Source organism: Anoxybacillus sp. TBDG-1 (assembly GCF_054815885.1).
In genome coordinates this window covers 1-18392 of record NZ_JBTZSY010000023.1, presented here as the reverse complement: position 1 = coordinate 18392, position 18392 = coordinate 1, and the positions used below count along the sequence as shown (strand labels likewise).

Sequence of the window (18392 nt, the reverse complement as noted above, 5' to 3'; positions counted from 1 at the left end):
AAAACTTACTCATGGATGTTTTATTCATAAAAAAACGCCTTAGCGTTCGCTAAGACGAATGATTTGCATCGGGTTGCCGCCAACAAATGCACCAGCTGGTACATCGCGATGCACGAGCGTGCCTGCGGAAACAACAGCACGATCCCCGATTGTGACACCCGGCAAAATCGTTGTATTTGCTCCGATCATGACTTCATTGCCGATGATAACATCCCCGAGCCGATACTCATTTACTAAATATTCATGCGCTAAAATCGTCGTATTGTAGCCAATAATCGTGTTGCTGCCAATGCGAATTTTCTCTGGAAACAAAATATCTGGCATGACCATAAACGCTAACGCCGTATGTTCGCCGATTTCCATGCGCAAAAACGTGCGATATAACCAGTTTTTTAATGGGAAAAACGGGGTATAGCGCCCGATCAAAATGACGATGACATTTTTCAATACTTTCCAAAAAGAAACAGTTCGATATAGCTGCCATAAGGAGTTTTTCCCTTGTACAGCATGGCGCTCAGTTTTTCTCAACGCGACGTCACCCCTAGAATACTTAACAAATCGCTCATTTTTTCAAGCATAAAATCAGGTTCGTATTTCGCTAAATGTTCGCGTCCTTTAATCGTCCAAGCGACTCCTGCCGTTTTTGTCCCCGCGTGTTTTCCTGCTAAAATGTCATGATGGTTATCGCCAACCATTAATGTTTCTTCTGGCTTCGCTTGCAAACAAGCGAGCGCTTTTTCAACTGGCTCAGGATGCGGCTTCGCATGCTCAACGTCATCAAGCGTAATAATGCATTCGAAAAACGAATCTAACTTTGTTAACTTCAATCCCATATTGACTGTATGACGAATTTTCGTTGTCACAATGCCGAGTTTAAAACCTTTTTCATGTAACGTTTGTACGGTGTCATATACCGTTTCATATTCTTTCACTAATGCATCATGATGGGCATGGTTAAATGCTCGATACGTTTCAATCATTTCATCGACCCGATTAGGATCGATCGCTTCAAACGTATCGCGCAACGGTGGACCAATAAAGGCGAGCACATCTTCGCGCGTATATTGATTTGGATAATAATGATTGAGCGTATGCAAAAATGACTCAATAATTAAGTCATTCGTATTAATAAGCGTTCCGTCTAAGTCAAATAAAATCGTATTAATATTCATACGTTGCTTCCTTTCTTTTTCGATGTTCGATTCGATTCCAAAGAAAACTTAACGCAGCCGTCAGCAAAATTGCCGTTGCCAGTCGGATGATCAGAAGCGGCCATACCGGAATGCCGAGCGGCACAAACAATAACGTATCTTCCACTACCGCATGACACGCCACTAAAAATAAAAACGTCAACGTTAAATCTTTTTTCGACACCCCGTCTTCTTTTACCGCTTGAATCATGACGCCCGCCCCGTAAGCGAGCCCGAACAATAAACCAGCCGCCATTGTAAGCGAGGCGTTTTCACGAATGCCAAGCAACCTCGCAAATGGCGATAGCCACTTCGAAAACGTGTCGAGCCACCTCAATTCTTTTAACAGTTGAATCGCAATCATAAGCGGAATAATGATAAGCGCAAGTTGTCCAATGCCGTATATCGCTTTTTCGATTCCTGTCCAGATAATCTCTCTCCACGTATGAGGAACTGTTGCAGATTGTGGCATAAGTCCGTACTGCGCCATTTGTTCTCCGCCATCCCACAAAATGTGGATGATCCATGCGGAAACGAACGCTAAACCGACGCGGACAGCAACCGTCCACCAAACACGAACACCTACTTGTGCAGCAACCGCAGACTCAACAAGCATATTGTGTGAAAATGACAACATAACCGCTAAAATAAATACTTCTTTCACCGTCAAGTCCATCGTCAGCATCGCACCAATGCCAGCATATAAATTTAAAAAGTTGCCGAGCACTAAAACGAGCGCGGCATCTCCCGGTAAACCGATCCACCGCATCATCGGCGTTAAAACATTTGTCACCCATGGGAAAACAGGGGAGTATTGTAAAAGTGTTACAATGACCGTAATCGGAAAAATGACTTTTCCGAGCGTCCATGTCGTTTTCAATCCAACAAACAAACCCCTTTGAAGCAAGTTTCCTCCCCCTCTCATTTAATCGTTGTACCGCTCATTCGCTAAACCGCGCATGCGACGTACAACGATCATCATGACCGCAAACGCAATAAGCAAAAGCGAAATGAACTGGGCCATACGAATCGTCTCGGTTAACATTAAACTGTCTGTCCGCAATCCTTCAATAAAAAAGCGCCCGATCGAATACCAAATGATGTACGTGAAAAACAATTCTCCTCGGCGTAAATTTCGTCTTCGGAGCGCAAGTAAAACGAGAAAGCCGAGCATATTCCATAACGATTCATATAAAAACGTCGGGTGATAATATTGTCCTTGTATGTACATTTGATGAATGATCCAATCCGGCAAATGCAAACTTTCTAAAAATGTTCGTGATACAGGTCCTCCGTGCGCTTCTTGATTCATAAAATTGCCCCAACGCCCGATCGCCTGCCCTAAAATAATGCTCGGTGCTGCAATATCCGCGAGTTTCCAAAACGACAATCGTCGCTTTTTCGCAAAAATGACACCTGTCACAATGGCTCCAATTAAACCGCCATGAATCGCCAATCCACCATGCCAGATTTGTGGAATTTCGCTTATGTGCTGTGAATAGTAGTCCCATTGAAAAATAACGTAATACGCACGTGCGCATAAAATCGCAATCGGCACAGCAATCAATACAAGATCAACAAACGTTTCTTTTCGTATACCTAACCGCTCGCTTTCTCGCGTAGCTAGCCAAAGTCCAAGCAATACACCCGTCGCAATAATGACGCCATACCAATAAATTGTAATTGGTCCGAGTTGAAAAAAAACGCGATCAAGCGGTTCAATATGTAACAACATGAACATCCATCCTCTCATTCATAATCGTGCCCCGCATCGCCAATCGCATCCGCCAATCGGGCAGAAAATTCTTCCGCTGCATTCACACCCATGCGCTTTAAACGGAAATTCATCGCTGCAACTTCAATAATGACCGCTAAATTTCGTCCCGGACGAACAGGGATCGTCAATTTCGTCACTTCCGTATCAATAATTTTTACCTTTTCTTCTTCAAGACCGAGACGATCGTATTGTTTGTTTGGATCCCATAACTCTAAATCAATGATGAGCGAAATGCGTTTATGCGGGCGCACCGCTCCTGCACCGAATAGCGTCATGACGTTAATAATACCGAGTCCACGAATTTCAAGCAAATGTTCAATAAGCTCCGGTGCGCTACCAATCAGTAAATTTTCATCCTCTTGGCGAATCTCAACACAATCATCTGCAACGAGGCGATGTCCGCGCTTCACAAGCTCAAGCGCTGTTTCACTTTTTCCAACGCCACTTTTTCCTGTAATGAGCACGCCCACACCGTACACATCAACGAGCACACCGTGTACAGCCGTCGTCGGTGCGAGTTTACTTTCTAAATAGTTCGTAAGACGGCTAGCAAGCCTCGTCGTTTTCATCGTTGAACGCATGACAGGTACTTCTTTTTTTTGCGATGCTTCAATCAGTTCTTTTGGCACTTCTAATCCGCGTGAGACGATAATCGCAGGCGTAATATCCGTACATAACTTTTCCATGCGTAATCGTTTTTCTACAGGCGTTAATCGTTCAAAAAAAGACAGCTCTGTCATACCGAGCAATTGTACGCGCTCAGCTGGATAATATGCAAAATAACCGGCCATTTCAATGCCCGGACGGGATAAGTCGCTTGTTGTAATCGGGCGATGAATCCCCTCTACCCCGCTTACAAGCTCAAATTGAAACTCGTCAATTAAATCTTTTGTCCGTACTTTTGGCACGTCAATCCCTCCTTCTTCCTTTTCTCATTGTAACACTTTCACGTCAAAATAAAAACGTTCACGCACAAAGCGGAACGTTTTACTTTTCTTTTTTGACCGACTCAATGATTAAGTGAAACAGTGAAATCGCAAGCGATGCAAATAATGCGGTAGTAAAGCCGCCGATTTGAAACGAGCTTCCCATGACCCATGCCGTCATTGCCAATGTGATTGCATTAATGACGAACAAAAACAACCCAAACGTCAATACAGTGACAGGAAGTGTCAGTAGAATAAGTAGCGGTCGAACGAACGTATTGAGAAAAGACAAAAGAGTACTTGCAACGAGCGCTGCCCAAACGCTTGATAAATAAATGGAGTCAAAATATCCAGCTAGCGCTAATAATAAAACGGCGTTGATGACTATACGTACTAGCCATCTCATATGACAGTCTCCTCACTCGGAATAATGAATACCGCAAGCGCGTATAAAATCGCAAACGGCATAATCCCGGTAATTAGTAATAACGCGACAAATAATAAACGTACAACAGTAGCATCCATATTCATATAAGCTGCTAATCCGCTTAACACGCCCGCAATCATGCGATGATGGCGAAGCCTTACAAGCTTTTTCATTCATACACCCCTCCCGAATCTTGTAATACTTGAATCCCTTTAATAATATTCCAAACAATAACAACGACATGCACGATGCCCCCGATAACTACTCCGATGAATGGAAGACCGATCCATCCGTCCACACCTGCGATGGCGAAAATCATAAATAACCCACCCGTAGCAACCACAATGGCAAGAGGAATAAGATGGGACAAAAATGATTTTTTCGCATGCTCCTTTACTCGTTCATGTTTTGTGACAAAATAAACGATGATTGGAAATAAAAACGGGGCAAAAAATACGCTGAAATAACATAACGCTGCAAGCAACTTATTTCCTTCCATTCTCATCATCCCCTTTTTCCTTTACTTATACATACGATTGTTGGAAAGGAAAGTTTCGTACAAAAAAACCGAGAACCGAGCGTGTTATACGCTCGGTATACGCTGACGCATGCGTTCGCGATCGCGCGCTAAAATTGGCTGTAAATATCGTCCTGTATATGACTGCTCGATTTGAGCAACTTCCTCTGGCGTACCTACGGCAACGATTTGTCCGCCCCCATCGCCACCTTCTGGTCCAAGATCAATCATATAGTCTGCTGTTTTAATGACATCTAAATTGTGCTCGATGACAAGCACCGTATCTCCTTGCTCCACAAGCCGTTGTAGAACATGTAATAAACGGGCAATATCATCCACATGCAAGCCCGTTGTCGGTTCGTCCAAAATGTATAACGTTCTTCCTGTTGATCGGCGATGCAATTCGGATGCTAACTTTACCCGTTGCGCCTCTCCGCCTGAAAGCGTCGTAGCTGGCTGTCCGAGCTGCATATAACCGAGCCCGACATCGTATAACGTTTGCAATTTCCGTTTAATTTTCGGAATGTTTTCAAAAAACGTGAGCGCTTCTTCTACTGTCATATCGAGCACTTCAGCGATATTTTTATCTTTATATTTCACCTCCAACGTTTCGCGGTTGTACCGTTTACCGTGACACACTTCACAAGGAACGTATACGTCAGGCAAAAAGTGCATTTCAATTTTAATAATTCCATCTCCGCGGCATGCTTCACAACGACCGCCTTTGACGTTAAAACTAAACCGTCCTTTTTGATACCCGCGCATTTTCGCTTCGTTCGTCGTCGCAAATAAATCGCGAATATCGTCAAATACGCCTGTATATGTCGCAGGATTCGAGCGTGGGGTTCGACCGATTGGCGACTGGTCGATGTCAATCACTTTATCTAAATAATGAATACCACGAATGTCCGTATGCTCTCCTGGCTTTACTTTTGCGTGATGTAGCTTCTGTGCTAACGCTTTATGCAAAATTTCATTAATGAGCGTACTTTTTCCTGAGCCGGATACGCCTGTCACCGCAACAAACAATCCGAGCGGAATGCGAACATCGACGTTTTTCAAGTTGTTTTCGCGCGCCCCAATGACTTCAAGCCAACGACCGTCTGGCGTTCTTCGTTCAACAGGAAGCGGAATGAATTTTTTCCCCGATAAATATTGACCGGTTAACGAATGTGGATCGTTCATCACTTGCTCAGGTGTGCCTGCGGATACTACTTGCCCGCCGTGCGCCCCTGCTCCCGGTCCGATGTCAATTAAATAATCTGCCGCAAGCATCGTATCTTCATCGTGCTCCACGACAATGAGCGTGTTCCCTAAGTCACGCATGTTTTGCAACGTCGCAATTAACCGATCGTTATCGCGCTGATGAAGCCCAATAGACGGTTCGTCTAACACGTATAATACACCCGTTAAGCGCGATCCGATTTGCGTTGCTAGGCGAATGCGTTGCGCCTCTCCACCTGAAAGCGTTCCTGCCGCGCGGTTTAACGTTAAATAATCGAGCCCAACATTTTTTAAAAAGCCAAGTCGTTCAACAATTTCACGTAAAATTAAATGAGCGATTTTTTGTTCTTTTTCCGTTAGCTGGAGCGTTTCAAAAAACGTAAGCGCCTCGTTGACCGACATCGCCGTCACTTCGCCAATATGTTTGCCACCGACGAAAACAGCTAAACTTTCTTTTTTCAATCGGTTGCCATGACACGTCGGACACGGCTGTTCAGTCATATATTTTTCCATTTGTTCACGTACGTAATCGGACGTCGTTTCACGATAACGACGTTCGACGTTGCGAACGACACCTTCAAATTCCACATACGTTTCGCGCACGTGACCAAAATCGTTTTCATAGCGGAAATATATTTTTTCCCCGTTTGATCCGTACAATAAGAGATCGAGCTGCTGTTTCGGCAATTGTTTAACAGGCACATCCATATCAATGCCGTAATGGCGGCATACCGTTTCTAACAATTGCGGATAATATTGCGAGCTTTGCGGTTCCCATGGCGCGAGCGCATGTTCACGAAGCGTCAACTCTTTATTAGGAATGACTAAATCGAGATCCACTTCAAGCTTTGCCCCTAATCCGTCACATGATGGACATGCGCCGTACGGGCTGTTAAATGAAAATAGGCGCGGCTCTAGTTCGCCAATCGAAAAGCCGCAATGCGGACAAGCATGATGTTCACTAAACAACAATTCTTCTTGTCCAATCACATCGACGAGCACTTTGCCGTCAGCGAGCTTTAAAGCTGTTTCAAGCGAATCGGCAAGGCGTGATTGAATACCTTCTTTCATGATGATGCGATCAATGACGATTTCAATGGAATGTTTTTTATTTTTTTCAAGCACGATGTCTTCGGATACATCGCGCAATTCCCCGTCAACTCGCACGCGCACGTACCCTTGTTTTTTAATCTCCTCCAACGTTTTTACATGCGTCCCTTTTCGCCCGGAGACGATTGGGGCTAAAATTTGCATTTTCGTCCGTTCGGGATATTGCATTAAATGGTCAACCATTTGTTCAATCGTTTGCGATGTAATTTCAATATGATGTATCGGACAAATAGGTCGACCAATACGCGCAAACAGTAAGCGCAAATAATCGTAAATTTCCGTCACTGTTCCGACTGTTGATCGCGGGTTCCGGCTCGTCGTTTTTTGGTCAATCGAAATGGCGGGCGACAACCCTTCAATCGAATCGACATCAGGCTTATCCATTTGTCCTAAAAATTGACGCGCGTATGCCGACAGCGATTCGACATATCGACGCTGTCCCTCTGCATAAATCGTGTCAAATGCAAGTGACGATTTTCCTGAACCAGACAAACCGGTAAGCACAACGAGTTTGTTGCGCGGAATAACGACGTCAATATTTTTTAAATTGTGCGCTCGTGCACCTTTGACGACAATATGATCCATCGTTTACACCTCAGCTTTCAATTCTAAAATGAGATCCCGCAGTTCGGCAGCACGTTCAAAATGAAGAGCTTTTGCTGCTTCTTTCATTTCGTGTTCAAGTTGGGCAATGAGTGCGATACGCTCTTCTTTTGATAAATGACGAACATCTTTCGTTTCATACGTTTCTTTTTCTTCCGCAGCAAATGTGGCACGAATGACATCGGGAATGTCTTTTTGAATCGTTTTTGGCACGATGCCATGCTCACGGTTATATGCTTCTTGAATGGCGCGTCGCCGCTTCGTTTCATTGATCGCAATTTCCATTGATTTCGTGATCGTATCGGCATACATAATAACGTGACCGTTCGCGTTGCGCGCTGCTCGCCCAATCGTTTGGATGAGTGAACGTTCAGAACGTAAAAACCCTTCTTTATCAGCATCTAAAATCGCCACAAGCGACACTTCTGGAATATCGAGCCCTTCCCGCAATAAGTTAATGCCGACGAGCACATCGTACTTGCCTAATCGTAAATCGCGAATAATTTCAATTCGTTCTAGCGTCTTAATTTCCGAATGCAAATACGCCACTTGAATGCCGATATCTTTTAAATAATCGGTTAAATCTTCCGCCATTTTTTTCGTCAACGTCGTCACAAGCGTGCGTTCTTTGCGAGCAATGCGCTTTTGAATTTCATCAACTAAATCGTCAATTTGCCCGCGAATTGGGCGAACGTCAATCGTCGGGTCAAGAAGACCGGTCGGACGAATAATTTGCTCGACGACTTCTGGACAATGCTCTAATTCGTACGGCCCTGGGGTGGCGGATACGTAAATGACTTGATTTATTTTTTGTTCAAACTCCTCAAACATCAACGGTCGGTTATCAAGTGCCGACGGCAAACGGAAACCATGTTCAACAAGCACTTCTTTTCTCGCTTTGTCACCGTTATACATGCCGCGAATTTGCGGCAACGTCACATGTGATTCGTCAATGACAATTAAAAAGTCGTCAGGAAAATAATCTAGTAATGTATAAGGCGTTGAGCCTGGTGGACGCAATGTTAAATGACGTGAATAATTTTCAATGCCTGAACAAAAGCCCATTTCCTTCATCATTTCGATATCGTAGCGCGTCCGTTGCTCTAATCGTTGCGCTTCAAGCAATTTTCCTTGTTCACGCAGCTCGCGAAGCCGCTCTTCTAATTCTTTTTCAATATTTTCAATCGCCAGCTTCATTTTTTCTTCGCGCGTGACGAAGTGCGATGCTGGGAAAATCGCCACATGTTCTCGCTCTGCCATCACATGTCCTGTGAGTGCATCCACTTCGCGAATGCGCTCAATTTCATCACCAAAAAACTCAATGCGAATACAATGTTCATCTCGTGAGGCTGGGAAAATTTCGACGACATCTCCACGCACTCGAAACGTTCCGCGGCGAAAATCAATATCGTTTCGTTCATATTGAATGTCGACAAGCCGGCGAAGCAAATGATCGCGCTCGATTTCCATGCCGACGCGAAGCGAAACGACAAGTTCGCGATATTCTTCTGGCGAACCTAAACCGTAAATACACGACACGCTTGCGATAATAATGACGTCGCGTCGTTCAAATAGCGCAGACGTTGCGGAATGGCGCAATTTATCAATTTCGTCGTTGATGCTCGCATCTTTTTCAATGTACGTATCTGTTTGCGGAACGTACGCTTCCGGCTGATAATAATCGTAATAACTGACAAAATATTCGACCGCGTTTTGTGGAAAAAACTGTTTGAACTCGCTATATAACTGCCCTGCTAGCGTTTTATTATGAGCGATCACTAACGTCGGTTTATTCACTTGTTGAATGACGTTTGAAATCGTAAACGTTTTCCCCGTTCCTGTTGCTCCAAGCAACGTTTGATGCTTTTTTCCTTGCTGAATGCCTTCGACAAGCTTCGCAATCGCTTTCGGCTGATCGCCCTGCGGCTTATAGGCGGATACTAGTTGAAATGTGCTCACAACGGTCCCTCCACTTCATTTCTACTTGATATTGTACCATACAAATGAAACGAAAAGCGAAAAATACGAACAAATATTCTATGAAAAAACCTGCCCAGTTGGACAGGTTTACGATTGTTTTTGTTTCTCTACCATTTGTTTCGCATATAAAAATCCGACAATAAGCGATGCTAAATCAGCGACAATTTCATACAACTGGTCGGTATATCCTTTTACATATGATGCCACTAACAACGCGACAGTAAGCAATGTACCGACATAATGGTTATACGTCACTCTCGTAAATAAAATAACTAACAACGCTGGTACAATTAATGCTAATACAAACCACATAGCTATCCCTCATCTCTTACGAATAACAGCCCGAGTTCGTGATGTTCTCCTTCAAATAAAGCCGTTTGCGCAAAGCGAACTTCCCCGCTCTCGTTTAATACTTCTAGCTTACAAAACGCCCGATTTTGCTGCAACGCTGCATAAAATTCCTCTTCTGTTGCGACAGATGTGCCGTTTACCTTCACAATCACTTCGCCAACAGAAAGCGCCATTTTATGCGCTGGCGTATTCGGCAACACCCCTAAAATGACAAGACCGCTCATTCGCTTCGTAAAATATGGTGGAAATTTTTGTTCATATAACTTAGCGGATAAAGCGATCCATTCTCTCCATAAAATAGCTACTACTGCAGCAACGATCGCGAGCGGCTTCACCCAGTAGCTACCGATCGCCAATAAACTGACGACACACGCTAACCAACCGATGCGCTTTGCCGTCCATTTCGCTAAATAAATAGGCATTCCTGTTTGCACACGTTGGGAAAACCCAAGTAAAAACGGGACGAGAACGAACGAATACGTCTCACCGCCTGAAATGATCGGCCACCATACCGCAAACGATTGCACGCCATCCCCCGGTACGGGGATAAACAACGGAACAAGCCAAAGCCGCTGAACGAACTGTTCACCGATGACAAGCCCTCGCTTACTCGTCACAAGACGAGGAGAACTTAACTCTGCTCCTTCCCGATGAACGAGCCACATTTCGATAAACAAAAGCAAGCTCATGAGGAGTGCTAAAGCAGTCACGTTCGTTTCTATGATGTTTGGGAAAAAGCGCGCAAAAAACGGTCGTGTCCATTCCATTTGCGCAAAAAAACTAACGGTAAATATGACGATGCTTCCGACATATGCAGCCGACAACAACCGAAGCTGCATAAACAAACTGCATACGATCGTCACCATTGCCCAAAAGACGAGCGTATCATTCGGGAGAACAACCCCAGCCCCAACGGTCACAAGTGAAAAAATGAGCGCGAACCAGCTGCGTGAACGAATAAGTGCAAGCAATTCAAGCGATGGTCGATATATACGCGTATGAAAATCCCGTCTTTCACGTTGCACACGCCACCAGCCAATAAACCACGCAAATATGATCGCATAATATAATAACGGTTGTAACCAAAACGTTCCGAGCGCTTTTAACCACACAAATCCCCATGCTTCCATTTCCATCAACTCCATTTTTTCGGGTCGTCTATTTCTCATTGTAACAAAATTCAAGCGTTTATAGTTGACGAAAATTCACTTTCTTTGCCGAATGGGCACTAGTTTTGTCAACATGCAAGGAGTTTCATAAAAAATGTCTAACTTTTTTCAACATATCATTCGGAAGGAGCGTGGGACAATGGAACTAAAGACGAGCGCGGTTGCGAAACGGCTTGGAGTATCGACAAAGACGGTGCAACGCTGGGTGAAAAAATATAACATTCCATGCACAAAAAATGAAGCAGGGCATTACGTATTTACGAACGAAGCGATCGAACAATTGGAAAAATATAAATTTCTCGGCAGCGATGAAGACGAAAAAGAACAGGCAGAATGGGAAGAAATTGAACAACGATTAAACGAGCTGGAACGAAAAATTGATCAAAAAGCAGATGACGTCGTCTCTTTTCAATTGCTTCAACATCGCCGCGAAATAGAAGAAATGCTTCAATATATTCAACAGCTCGAGCAACGAATTGCTCACCTCGAACACCAACAACAAACGACAATGGTTCATGAGCAGCCAAAACAAAAACGACGCGGTATGATTAGCTTCTTCCTATAAAAGTGTCCCCCTGTCTTCAAAATGAACAGGGGGATTTTTTTATCTCGCAATAAGCTGTAATGCTTTTTTCAATTGTTCGTCGTATCGTTCGTCGCGAACTGCTTCCATCACTTTTGTTTGCAATACATCAGCCGTTTGCTTATCAATTTTCCCTGTCGCTTGTAAGCCGTTTGCTTTTTGGAACGCTTGAACGGCTTGTTCTGTTTGTTTGCTAAAGTAGCCGTCTTCACGCCCTGGATCAAAACCGAGACCTTTTAACATTTGTTGCGCGCTTTTCACTTGTTCGCTATTCATGTCATATGCTAAAGGCTTGTCGATTTGAAGCGGATGAGCATAGAAAAAGTCAGGCTGTTTTACTTTGACATCTGGCTCAATTCCTTTTTGGTGAATCCAGTTTCCATTTGGAGTCAGCCATTTATACAACGTTAATTTAATATGGCTACCGTCATCCATCGGCAACGCTTGTTGAACCGTTCCTTTTCCGAACGTTTTTTCACCGATGAGCATATAGCCGCCTGCCTCTTTTAACGCTGCCGCTAAAATTTCTGATGCTGAAGCACTTCCGTTGTCAATAAGCACGACAATTGGATAATCTTTTTTCTTTGTTGCATTCGAGAAAAAGCGCTGTTTGTCGCCATCGCGTTCTTCAATCTGTACATACGGTTTATCTTTTGGCACAAGCTCTTTCAAAATGTCTTCAACACTTTGCAAGTAGCCGCCCGGATTGCCGCGCACGTCGATGATGAGCCCAGCCATTCCTTTTTTCTCAAATTCAGACAACTTCTTTTTAAAATCTTCGGCCGTTTTTTCTGCAAATGATGTCATTTCAATATAGCCAATTTGTTTCCCGTTTACTTCTTTTATTGACGCATATACTGTTTCAATCGGAATTTCATCGCGAACGACCTCAATCGTTAATACGCCACTTACTCCTGGACGGACGATTTCTAAACGAGCGACTGTTCCTTTTTTTCCACGAATTTTCAATACCGCTTCATATAAATCAAGCCCTTCTAAGCTTTCGCCGTTTACTTTAATAATTTGATCGTTTGGACGAAGCCCAGCTTTTTCAGCAGGCGACCCTTTAAACGGAGCAACGATCGTCACTTTCCCGTCAACCATGCTGACTTCCGCCCCGATTCCTTCAAACGAGGAATCGAGCGACTCGTTAAACCGCTCCGCCGTTTCCTTATCCATATAAACGGAATATGGGTCTTTTAGTGTTGCAATCATTCCTTGAATCGCACCATCAATAAGCTGTGCGTCATCTACGTCTTGAACATATTTTTGTTTAATCATGCTGTATGCCTGTTCAATCTTTTTTAATTCCTCATTCGACGGCTTCTTCGTTGTCGTTGGCATATCGATCGTAATCGTCGATGTCTCAGAAGAAAGCGACTGCATTCCGACATACGTCACGCCCGAGCCGAACAACATCGATAAGATCATGAGTGCTGCGATTGTTTTTTTGTTCATATTGTGCCTCCTCACCCTTCGATACATGAAAGGCATCACACCGTGTGCGATGCCTGTTTGCTTTCATTATATGAATAGCTTGTACTGTTCATAACTTTATGAAGATGTATTTATTTTACACCGAACGTCTGATTTTCTCAACTAATGCGCAAAAGCACAGCAAACAAGCTGTGCTTTAGAATGGAACATATTTTAGAGGGTCTACTGCATTTGATTTCGATGCATTCCAAGGACCGCGATGCAACTCAAAATGCAAGTGCGCACCAAACGAACGACCTGTGTTCCCCATATAGCCGATCATTTGTCCTTTGCTGACGTTTTGTCCTTCGCCAACAAGACGTGATTCTAAATGAGCATATACTGTCGTATATACTTGTCCATCAATGTAATGCATGATAAAAATAACGTTTCCATAGCTTGATGAATAATATGAGCGATACACGTAACCGTCAGCTGCTGCAACGACAGGAACGCTAGCGCCACGTTTGCCAATGTCAATGCCGTAATGGAATTCACCCCAACGAGGTCCAAATGTCGATGTAATTGGACCGTTTGCTGGACGCATAAACGCCCCGTCTGTTACAGGAGGCAAACTTCCCCCATCGCTTTCAGACGAACCGCGGCTCGATAATGAACGTTTCCGTGCTTCTTCTTGCTCTTTTTGACGGCGAATCATTTGTTGCAATTGATTTTTCATCGCCGCTTCTTGTTTTTCAAGCAACTCTTTTTCTTCTTCTAAAGCGAGTTGTTTTTCTTCTTCATGTTTTTGTTCTTCTTTTAACTGCGCCATGAGTTTTTCTTTTGCCACAATTTGTTCATTTAACGTTTGTTTTAGTTTTTGTAGCTCATTGAGCTGTTCTTGTAGGCGAACTAAGTTGTCATTTAATTGTTGCTCTTTTGTTTCTTTCAACGCTTTATCTGCTTCCTGTTCTTTAATAATTTGACGATCCGCCTCAAAAATGGTTGCTACCGCGCTCATTCGATCAATAAAGTCGCTAAAGCTTTTTGCTCCAAGCAATACGTCTAAATAGCTCACGACACCGCCGCTTTCCTGCAATGAGCGGGCACGCTCTTTCAATAATTCATTGCGCTGTTTAATACGAGCTTTGACTTCTTCAATTTCGTTTCTAAGCGCAACAATTTGTTGCTTCGTCTCTTCAATATTTTGTTGTTTCGAACGAATGTTAGCACTCGTTTCCTCTACCGCCAAATCGAGCTTTTTGATTTCCGCATTCACTTTTTCTTGTTCTGCTTTTAGCCGATCAATTTCTTGTTGCGACTGCTCTAACTTGCTTTCAAGCGATGATTGTTTTTGTTGCACGCTTTTAATTTCTTGCTTTTTTTGTTGAATGTCGCGATTTGTTACCGCATATGCAGGCGCAGCAACACTTACAAACAGCATCACGACTGCAACGATCGTTCCCCATCTGTTTCGCACCGTAAATCCCTCTCTCTTTCTATACTTTTAAAAATCGTCTCACTGACATCATGCTTCCCCACATGCCGATGCACGCTCCTAATAAAACGAGCACAGCTGCCAACTGCCATGCAAACGGATAAAATGGGAGAAGTTGAAAAAATGTATCTTTCAACTTTGGATACAATAAATCAAATACGTACGAGTAAGCGGAAAGAACGATAATAATCGGAATGACCGAACCGAAAATGCCAAGCCATAGTCCTTCAAGGAAAAACGGCCAGCGAATAAACCCGTTTGTCGCGCCTACTAATCTCATAATCTCAATTTCGCGACGGCGGGCAAAAATCGTAATTTTAATTGTGTTCGAGATGAGAAACATCGCTGTAAATAACAACCCGATAATAAGCGCTAATCCGACATTGCGAATCGTTTTCGTTGCGGCAAATAGTTTTTCAATTTGCCCTTTTCCGTATTTCACTTTGCCGACAGATGGCATCGGTTCAATTTGTTTTGCAATTTTTTCTGTGTCAAGCGGGTTTTCTGCTTTAACAATGAATACATCGCTTAACGGATTGTCTTGCTCAAATAGACGAAACGATTTCCCATCCTCTCCAAAACTTTCGATCAACTTTTGCAATTCTTCATCTTTGGATGAATACGTTACTTTTTCCACACCAGAAAGAGCTTCAAGCTTGGCTCGAAGCACGTCTTTATCCGCTTCTGTTGCACTTAAATCGACATGTACACGAATTTCGACGTCACGCTCAATTTGCTTCGTTATATGTTGGATATTGAGCATAATGACGAGAAACACTCCAACAAGTAAAAGCGTCACCGTCACCGCACTAATGGACGCAAACGTCATCCAACCGTTCCGTCCGAGACTTTTGAAACTTTCACGAAAATGACGGCGAAGGGTGTTAAGTTTCATAGCCATATTCCCCCTTCACTTCATCGCGCGCAATTTTCCCGCGTTCAATCGCAATCACACGTCTACGAATCGTATTGACGATTTCACGGTTATGCGTTGCCATCACAATCGTTGTTCCACGGTCATTAATGCGTTCAAAAATGTCCATAATCTCCCACGATGTATCAGGATCTAAATTTCCTGTCGGCTCATCAGCAATAACAATTGCTGGATTGTTAACGATCGAGCGCGCAATCGACACACGCTGTTGTTCCCCACCAGATAATTCATCGGGATAAAAGCGCGCTTTATGTTTTAATCTTACTAAGTCAAGCACTTCCATGACGCGCTTGCGAATGTTTTTTGGCGATTCTTCAATCACTTCCAAAGCAAACGCTACGTTTTCATATACCGTTAACTTCGGAAGTAGTTTGAAGTCTTGGAATACAATACCTATATTCCGGCGAAGCAACGGCACTTTGCTATCTTTTATATTCGCTAAATTCACGCCGTTAATCATAATTTTGCCGCTTGTCGGCTTTTCTTCACGATACATCATTTTAATAAACGTCGATTTCCCAGCACCACTCGGACCGACGACATATACAAATTCTCCTTGCTTAATGCGAACAGAAATCCCGTTTAATGCAATGACTCCGTTCGGATATGTTTTATATACATCTTGCATTTCGATCATAAGCAACCACCTAATTATTTCGATGTTTTTCTACATATTCCTGCAAAATTCTTACCTCGTTCATTATATCATCATTTCCGACAGAAAGGGGGCGAATTTTATTTACAGTTATATTTCAAGACTGTTACAAATGAAAAGAGGATGCACATGGACGCATCCTCTTACTTTTTCGCTGCTAGCCATTCAGCTAATTTATCAACATCGTCACCTTGGACTAAGCCACCTGGCATGCCGCCACGACCGTTTGCGATAATATCTTTAATTTCATCTTGTGAATATTTTCCGCCTACTTTATCAAGCGCTGGACCAACGCCGCCTTCTAAGTTTTGTCCGTGGCAGCTTGCACATGACTTTTTGTAAACGGCTTCCGTAGCTGAAGCTGTATCTCCGCCACCGTTTGCTGGTTTTTCGCTCGTGCTATCCCCTCCACCACAGGCTGCTAACACAATCGCTGTACCAGCGAATAAGCTAAGTAGTTTTTTCTTCATACATCAGTCCCCCTTGTAAACATTTTCATACATTTCTATTATATCGTATCATTTTTACGTTAGGCACGTTTAAATCCTTCCCCAAGCACTTCTGCTGCGTCCATAACAACGACAAATGCAGACGGATCAATGGTTTTGACTAATTGTTTCAATTTTGTGAACTCACTTTGTGCCACAACGCACATGAGCATCGTGCGCTCTTTTTCTGTATATCCGCCGTATGCATGTAGTTTTGTCACACCGCGGTCAATTTTATGCAAAATCGCTTCTCGCACTTGTTCTTCTTTCGTTGTAATAATCATCGCCATTTTTGAATTGCCGAAACCAACTTGAACAAAGTCAATTGTTTTACTCGTCACAAATAACGCAATTAATGCATATAGCGCCCGTTCTAAATCAAACACAAACGCCGCTGTTAAAACGATTAAGCCATCAATTAAAATGACGCACGTCCCTAACGATAACCCTGTATATTTATGAATAATTTGAGCAGCTAAATCGGTTCCCCCTGTCGATGCGCGACCACGAAAAACAATGCCTAATCCTACGCCGACGCCAATGCCGCCAAATAATGCCCCAAGCAATGGATCATGCGTTGCTGGTGCCACATCATGTGTCAAATAAACGACAAACGGTAAAAAGGCAGTACCAACTAACGTTTTTACACCAAACTGCTTTCCGAGCAATAGCACACCTGCAATAAATAATGGAATGTTAAGCGCCCATTGTACGTACGCTGGCTGCCAACCGAGCGTCGCATGTAAAATCGTACTGATGCCGCTTACCCCACCTGATGCGACACGATTCGGAAGCAAAAATAAATTAAATGCAATCGCAACAATAGCTGAACCGACAAGAATGTATACGTATTCCAATACTTTTTCAATCAATGGATTCGTTATATTGTTTCTTTTACGCATGCTTTCTCACCTTCCTTTGTGAGTATAGCATGCCCGATATAGGAAGTAAATGACATCGAATTAAAGCAATGATGATTTAATGTAGTGAAGTTAATATACGTCTCCTTGATTTCCAATAGCCTCGATGTAAATCATTTGCTCATGATGATCAATGCGGAAAAGAATGCGGTATGTGCCAACACGTAAACGGTACAACCCTTGTTGTCCTCTCATTTTTTTAATATCTCCTTGAGGGGGACTGCGAAGCAATCCTTTTAATGCTATAGCTATCCGTTCTTGTACTTCTTTCTCCTGCTTAGCAAGAAATTTTACCGCTTCCTTACGGTAAATCAATTTGTAAGCCAAATTCACGTTTTGCATCACCACCAGTCACATATCCTTCATCTCCTTGTAACTGGCGTTTTTCTTCTTCTGTTAACAACGCTTCTTCTTCACTTACTTCTTCCATTTCACCCCACCATTTATGATCCTTTTTTGCTTTTTGCAGTAAATGCAATAAAAATTCGTAGGCTGATTGTTGATCGGATTCTCTTAACTGTTCAATCATCTCATGGAGCAATTTTTTGTCTACTACCATGTTATTTCCATTACAGAAAACTTACAAAACTTTATAAATAATCTATTCATTATTTATAAAGTTTA

General features: G+C 43.1%; 21 protein-coding genes. 1 reads left to right on the top strand and 20 read right to left on the bottom strand.

Features of this window, described 5'->3' with window-relative positions; genetic code table 11:
* Window positions 1–39: 39 nt before the first annotated feature.
* The 12 genes from ACYQY7_RS08420 to ACYQY7_RS08365 all read right to left on the bottom strand — a co-directional run bounded on the left by ACYQY7_RS08420 (window position 40) and on the right by ACYQY7_RS08365 (window position 11235).
* Entirely contained in the window at window positions 40–528 is a 489-nt protein-coding gene (locus ACYQY7_RS08420; protein WP_461201618.1) for an acyltransferase, read from the bottom strand.
* A complete protein-coding gene (ppaX, locus tag ACYQY7_RS08415) occupies window positions 525–1172 on the bottom strand; it encodes a pyrophosphatase PpaX (protein WP_461201617.1) in 648 nt (215 codons plus the stop codon). The genes ACYQY7_RS08420 and ppaX overlap by 4 nt, the downstream gene beginning before the upstream one ends.
* The gene (locus ACYQY7_RS08410) at window positions 1162–2097 is read right to left on the bottom strand and encodes a nucleoside recognition domain-containing protein (RefSeq protein WP_461201616.1); all 936 of its coding nucleotides are present in this window, start codon (window positions 2095–2097) and stop codon (window positions 1162–1164) included. The genes ppaX and ACYQY7_RS08410 overlap by 11 nt, the downstream gene beginning before the upstream one ends.
* A gap of 18 nt (window positions 2098–2115) precedes the next feature.
* Window positions 2116–2925: a prolipoprotein diacylglyceryl transferase gene (gene lgt / locus ACYQY7_RS08405; protein ID WP_461201615.1), complete on the bottom strand. Its 810-nt coding sequence runs from the start codon at window positions 2923–2925 to the stop codon at window positions 2116–2118.
* 14 nt (window positions 2926–2939) lie between these two features.
* A complete protein-coding gene (gene hprK / locus ACYQY7_RS08400; RefSeq protein WP_461201614.1) occupies window positions 2940–3875 on the bottom strand; it encodes an HPr(Ser) kinase/phosphatase in 936 nt (311 codons plus the stop codon).
* 79 nt (window positions 3876–3954) lie between these two features.
* Window positions 3955–4299 carry a phage holin family protein gene (locus tag ACYQY7_RS08395; protein ID WP_461201613.1) on the bottom strand — a complete coding sequence of 115 codons (345 nt, stop codon included), beginning with the start codon at window positions 4297–4299 and terminating at the stop codon, window positions 3955–3957.
* On the bottom strand, window positions 4296–4493 hold the full coding sequence (locus tag ACYQY7_RS08390; protein WP_461201612.1) for a PspC domain-containing protein: 198 nt from the start codon (window positions 4491–4493) through the stop codon (window positions 4296–4298). The genes ACYQY7_RS08395 and ACYQY7_RS08390 overlap by 4 nt, the downstream gene beginning before the upstream one ends.
* Window positions 4490–4819 (bottom strand): DUF4870 domain-containing protein, encoded by a 330-nt coding sequence (locus ACYQY7_RS08385; RefSeq protein ID WP_461201610.1) that lies wholly within the window; start codon window positions 4817–4819, stop codon window positions 4490–4492. Before ACYQY7_RS08385 ends, ACYQY7_RS08390 begins: the two co-directional genes overlap by 4 nt.
* Before the next feature lie 84 nt (window positions 4820–4903).
* Entirely contained in the window at window positions 4904–7756 is a 2853-nt protein-coding gene (uvrA, locus tag ACYQY7_RS08380) for an excinuclease ABC subunit UvrA (protein WP_461201608.1), read from the bottom strand.
* A 3-nt stretch (window positions 7757–7759) separates the two neighbouring features.
* Window positions 7760–9733, bottom strand: coding sequence for an excinuclease ABC subunit UvrB (uvrB, locus tag ACYQY7_RS08375; RefSeq protein WP_461201607.1), 1974 nt, complete (start codon window positions 9731–9733; stop codon window positions 7760–7762).
* A gap of 108 nt (window positions 9734–9841) precedes the next feature.
* Entirely contained in the window at window positions 9842–10066 is a 225-nt protein-coding gene (locus tag ACYQY7_RS08370; RefSeq protein ID WP_021093720.1) for a CsbA family protein, read from the bottom strand.
* A 2-nt stretch (window positions 10067–10068) separates the two neighbouring features.
* Window positions 10069–11235, bottom strand: a complete 1167-nt coding sequence (locus ACYQY7_RS08365) for a PDZ domain-containing protein (RefSeq protein ID WP_461201606.1) — start codon at window positions 11233–11235, stop codon at window positions 10069–10071.
* 178 nt (window positions 11236–11413) lie between these two features.
* Between ACYQY7_RS08365 and ACYQY7_RS08360 the strand changes: the two genes are divergently transcribed.
* The gene (locus ACYQY7_RS08360; RefSeq protein ID WP_461201605.1) at window positions 11414–11839 is read left to right on the top strand and encodes a MerR family transcriptional regulator; all 426 of its coding nucleotides are present in this window, start codon (window positions 11414–11416) and stop codon (window positions 11837–11839) included.
* Between the two features lie 39 nt (window positions 11840–11878).
* Here ACYQY7_RS08360 and ACYQY7_RS08355 read toward each other — a convergent pair whose 3' ends face one another.
* The 8 genes from ACYQY7_RS08355 to ACYQY7_RS08320 form a co-directional block, all read right to left on the bottom strand.
* The gene (locus ACYQY7_RS08355) at window positions 11879–13315 is read right to left on the bottom strand and encodes a S41 family peptidase (protein ID WP_461201603.1); all 1437 of its coding nucleotides are present in this window, start codon (window positions 13313–13315) and stop codon (window positions 11879–11881) included.
* Window positions 13316–13490: 175 nt separating this feature from the next.
* A complete protein-coding gene (locus tag ACYQY7_RS08350; RefSeq protein ID WP_461201602.1) occupies window positions 13491–14753 on the bottom strand; it encodes a murein hydrolase activator EnvC family protein in 1263 nt (420 codons plus the stop codon).
* A 19-nt stretch (window positions 14754–14772) separates the two neighbouring features.
* Complete coding sequence (gene ftsX, locus ACYQY7_RS08345; protein WP_461201601.1) at window positions 14773–15666, bottom strand: permease-like cell division protein FtsX; 894 nt, start codon at window positions 15664–15666, stop codon at window positions 14773–14775.
* A complete protein-coding gene (gene ftsE, locus ACYQY7_RS08340) occupies window positions 15656–16342 on the bottom strand; it encodes a cell division ATP-binding protein FtsE (RefSeq protein WP_461201600.1) in 687 nt (228 codons plus the stop codon). Before ftsE ends, ftsX begins: the two co-directional genes overlap by 11 nt.
* Window positions 16343–16503: 161 nt before the next feature.
* A complete protein-coding gene (cccB, locus tag ACYQY7_RS08335; protein ID WP_461201599.1) occupies window positions 16504–16830 on the bottom strand; it encodes a cytochrome c551 in 327 nt (108 codons plus the stop codon).
* 59 nt (window positions 16831–16889) lie between these two features.
* Window positions 16890–17750: a YitT family protein gene (locus tag ACYQY7_RS08330; RefSeq protein WP_461201598.1), complete on the bottom strand. Its 861-nt coding sequence runs from the start codon at window positions 17748–17750 to the stop codon at window positions 16890–16892.
* Window positions 17751–17840: 90 nt separating this feature from the next.
* Entirely contained in the window at window positions 17841–18101 is a 261-nt protein-coding gene (locus ACYQY7_RS08325; RefSeq protein ID WP_461201597.1) for a type II toxin-antitoxin system RelE family toxin, read from the bottom strand.
* A complete protein-coding gene (locus ACYQY7_RS08320; RefSeq protein WP_461201596.1) occupies window positions 18070–18327 on the bottom strand; it encodes a hypothetical protein in 258 nt (85 codons plus the stop codon). Before ACYQY7_RS08320 ends, ACYQY7_RS08325 begins: the two co-directional genes overlap by 32 nt.
* Window positions 18328–18392: the final 65 nt, after the last annotated feature.

Bases quoted from the DNA above. Each gene is read 5' to 3' on its own strand.
- ACYQY7_RS08370 (WP_021093720.1), bottom strand. From the start codon at position 10,066: ATGTGGTTTGTATTAGCATTAATTGTACCAGCGTTGTTAGTTATTTTA.
- uvrA (WP_461201608.1), bottom strand. From the start codon at position 7,756: ATGGATCATATTGTCGTCAAAGGTGCACGAGCGCACAATTTAAAAAAT.
- ftsE (WP_461201600.1), bottom strand. From the start codon at position 16,342: ATGATCGAAATGCAAGATGTATATAAAACATATCCGAACGGAGTCATT.
- ACYQY7_RS08395 (WP_461201613.1), bottom strand. From the start codon at position 4,299: ATGAGATGGCTAGTACGTATAGTCATCAACGCCGTTTTATTATTAGCG.
- ACYQY7_RS08365 (WP_461201606.1), bottom strand. From the start codon at position 11,235: ATGGAAGCATGGGGATTTGTGTGGTTAAAAGCGCTCGGAACGTTTTGG.
- ACYQY7_RS08385 (WP_461201610.1), bottom strand. From the start codon at position 4,819: ATGGAAGGAAATAAGTTGCTTGCAGCGTTATGTTATTTCAGCGTATTT.
- ACYQY7_RS08330 (WP_461201598.1), bottom strand. From the start codon at position 17,750: ATGCGTAAAAGAAACAATATAACGAATCCATTGATTGAAAAAGTATTG.
- cccB (WP_461201599.1), bottom strand. From the start codon at position 16,830: ATGAAGAAAAAACTACTTAGCTTATTCGCTGGTACAGCGATTGTGTTA.
- ftsX (WP_461201601.1), bottom strand. From the start codon at position 15,666: ATGAAACTTAACACCCTTCGCCGTCATTTTCGTGAAAGTTTCAAAAGT.
- ACYQY7_RS08320 (WP_461201596.1), bottom strand. From the start codon at position 18,327: ATGGTAGTAGACAAAAAATTGCTCCATGAGATGATTGAACAGTTAAGA.
- lgt (WP_461201615.1), bottom strand. From the start codon at position 2,925: ATGTTGTTACATATTGAACCGCTTGATCGCGTTTTTTTTCAACTCGGA.
- ACYQY7_RS08355 (WP_461201603.1), bottom strand. From the start codon at position 13,315: ATGAACAAAAAAACAATCGCAGCACTCATGATCTTATCGATGTTGTTC.
- ppaX (WP_461201617.1), bottom strand. From the start codon at position 1,172: ATGAATATTAATACGATTTTATTTGACTTAGACGGAACGCTTATTAAT.
- ACYQY7_RS08360 (WP_461201605.1), top strand. From the start codon at position 11,414: ATGGAACTAAAGACGAGCGCGGTTGCGAAACGGCTTGGAGTATCGACA.
- ACYQY7_RS08390 (WP_461201612.1), bottom strand. From the start codon at position 4,493: ATGAAAAAGCTTGTAAGGCTTCGCCATCATCGCATGATTGCGGGCGTG.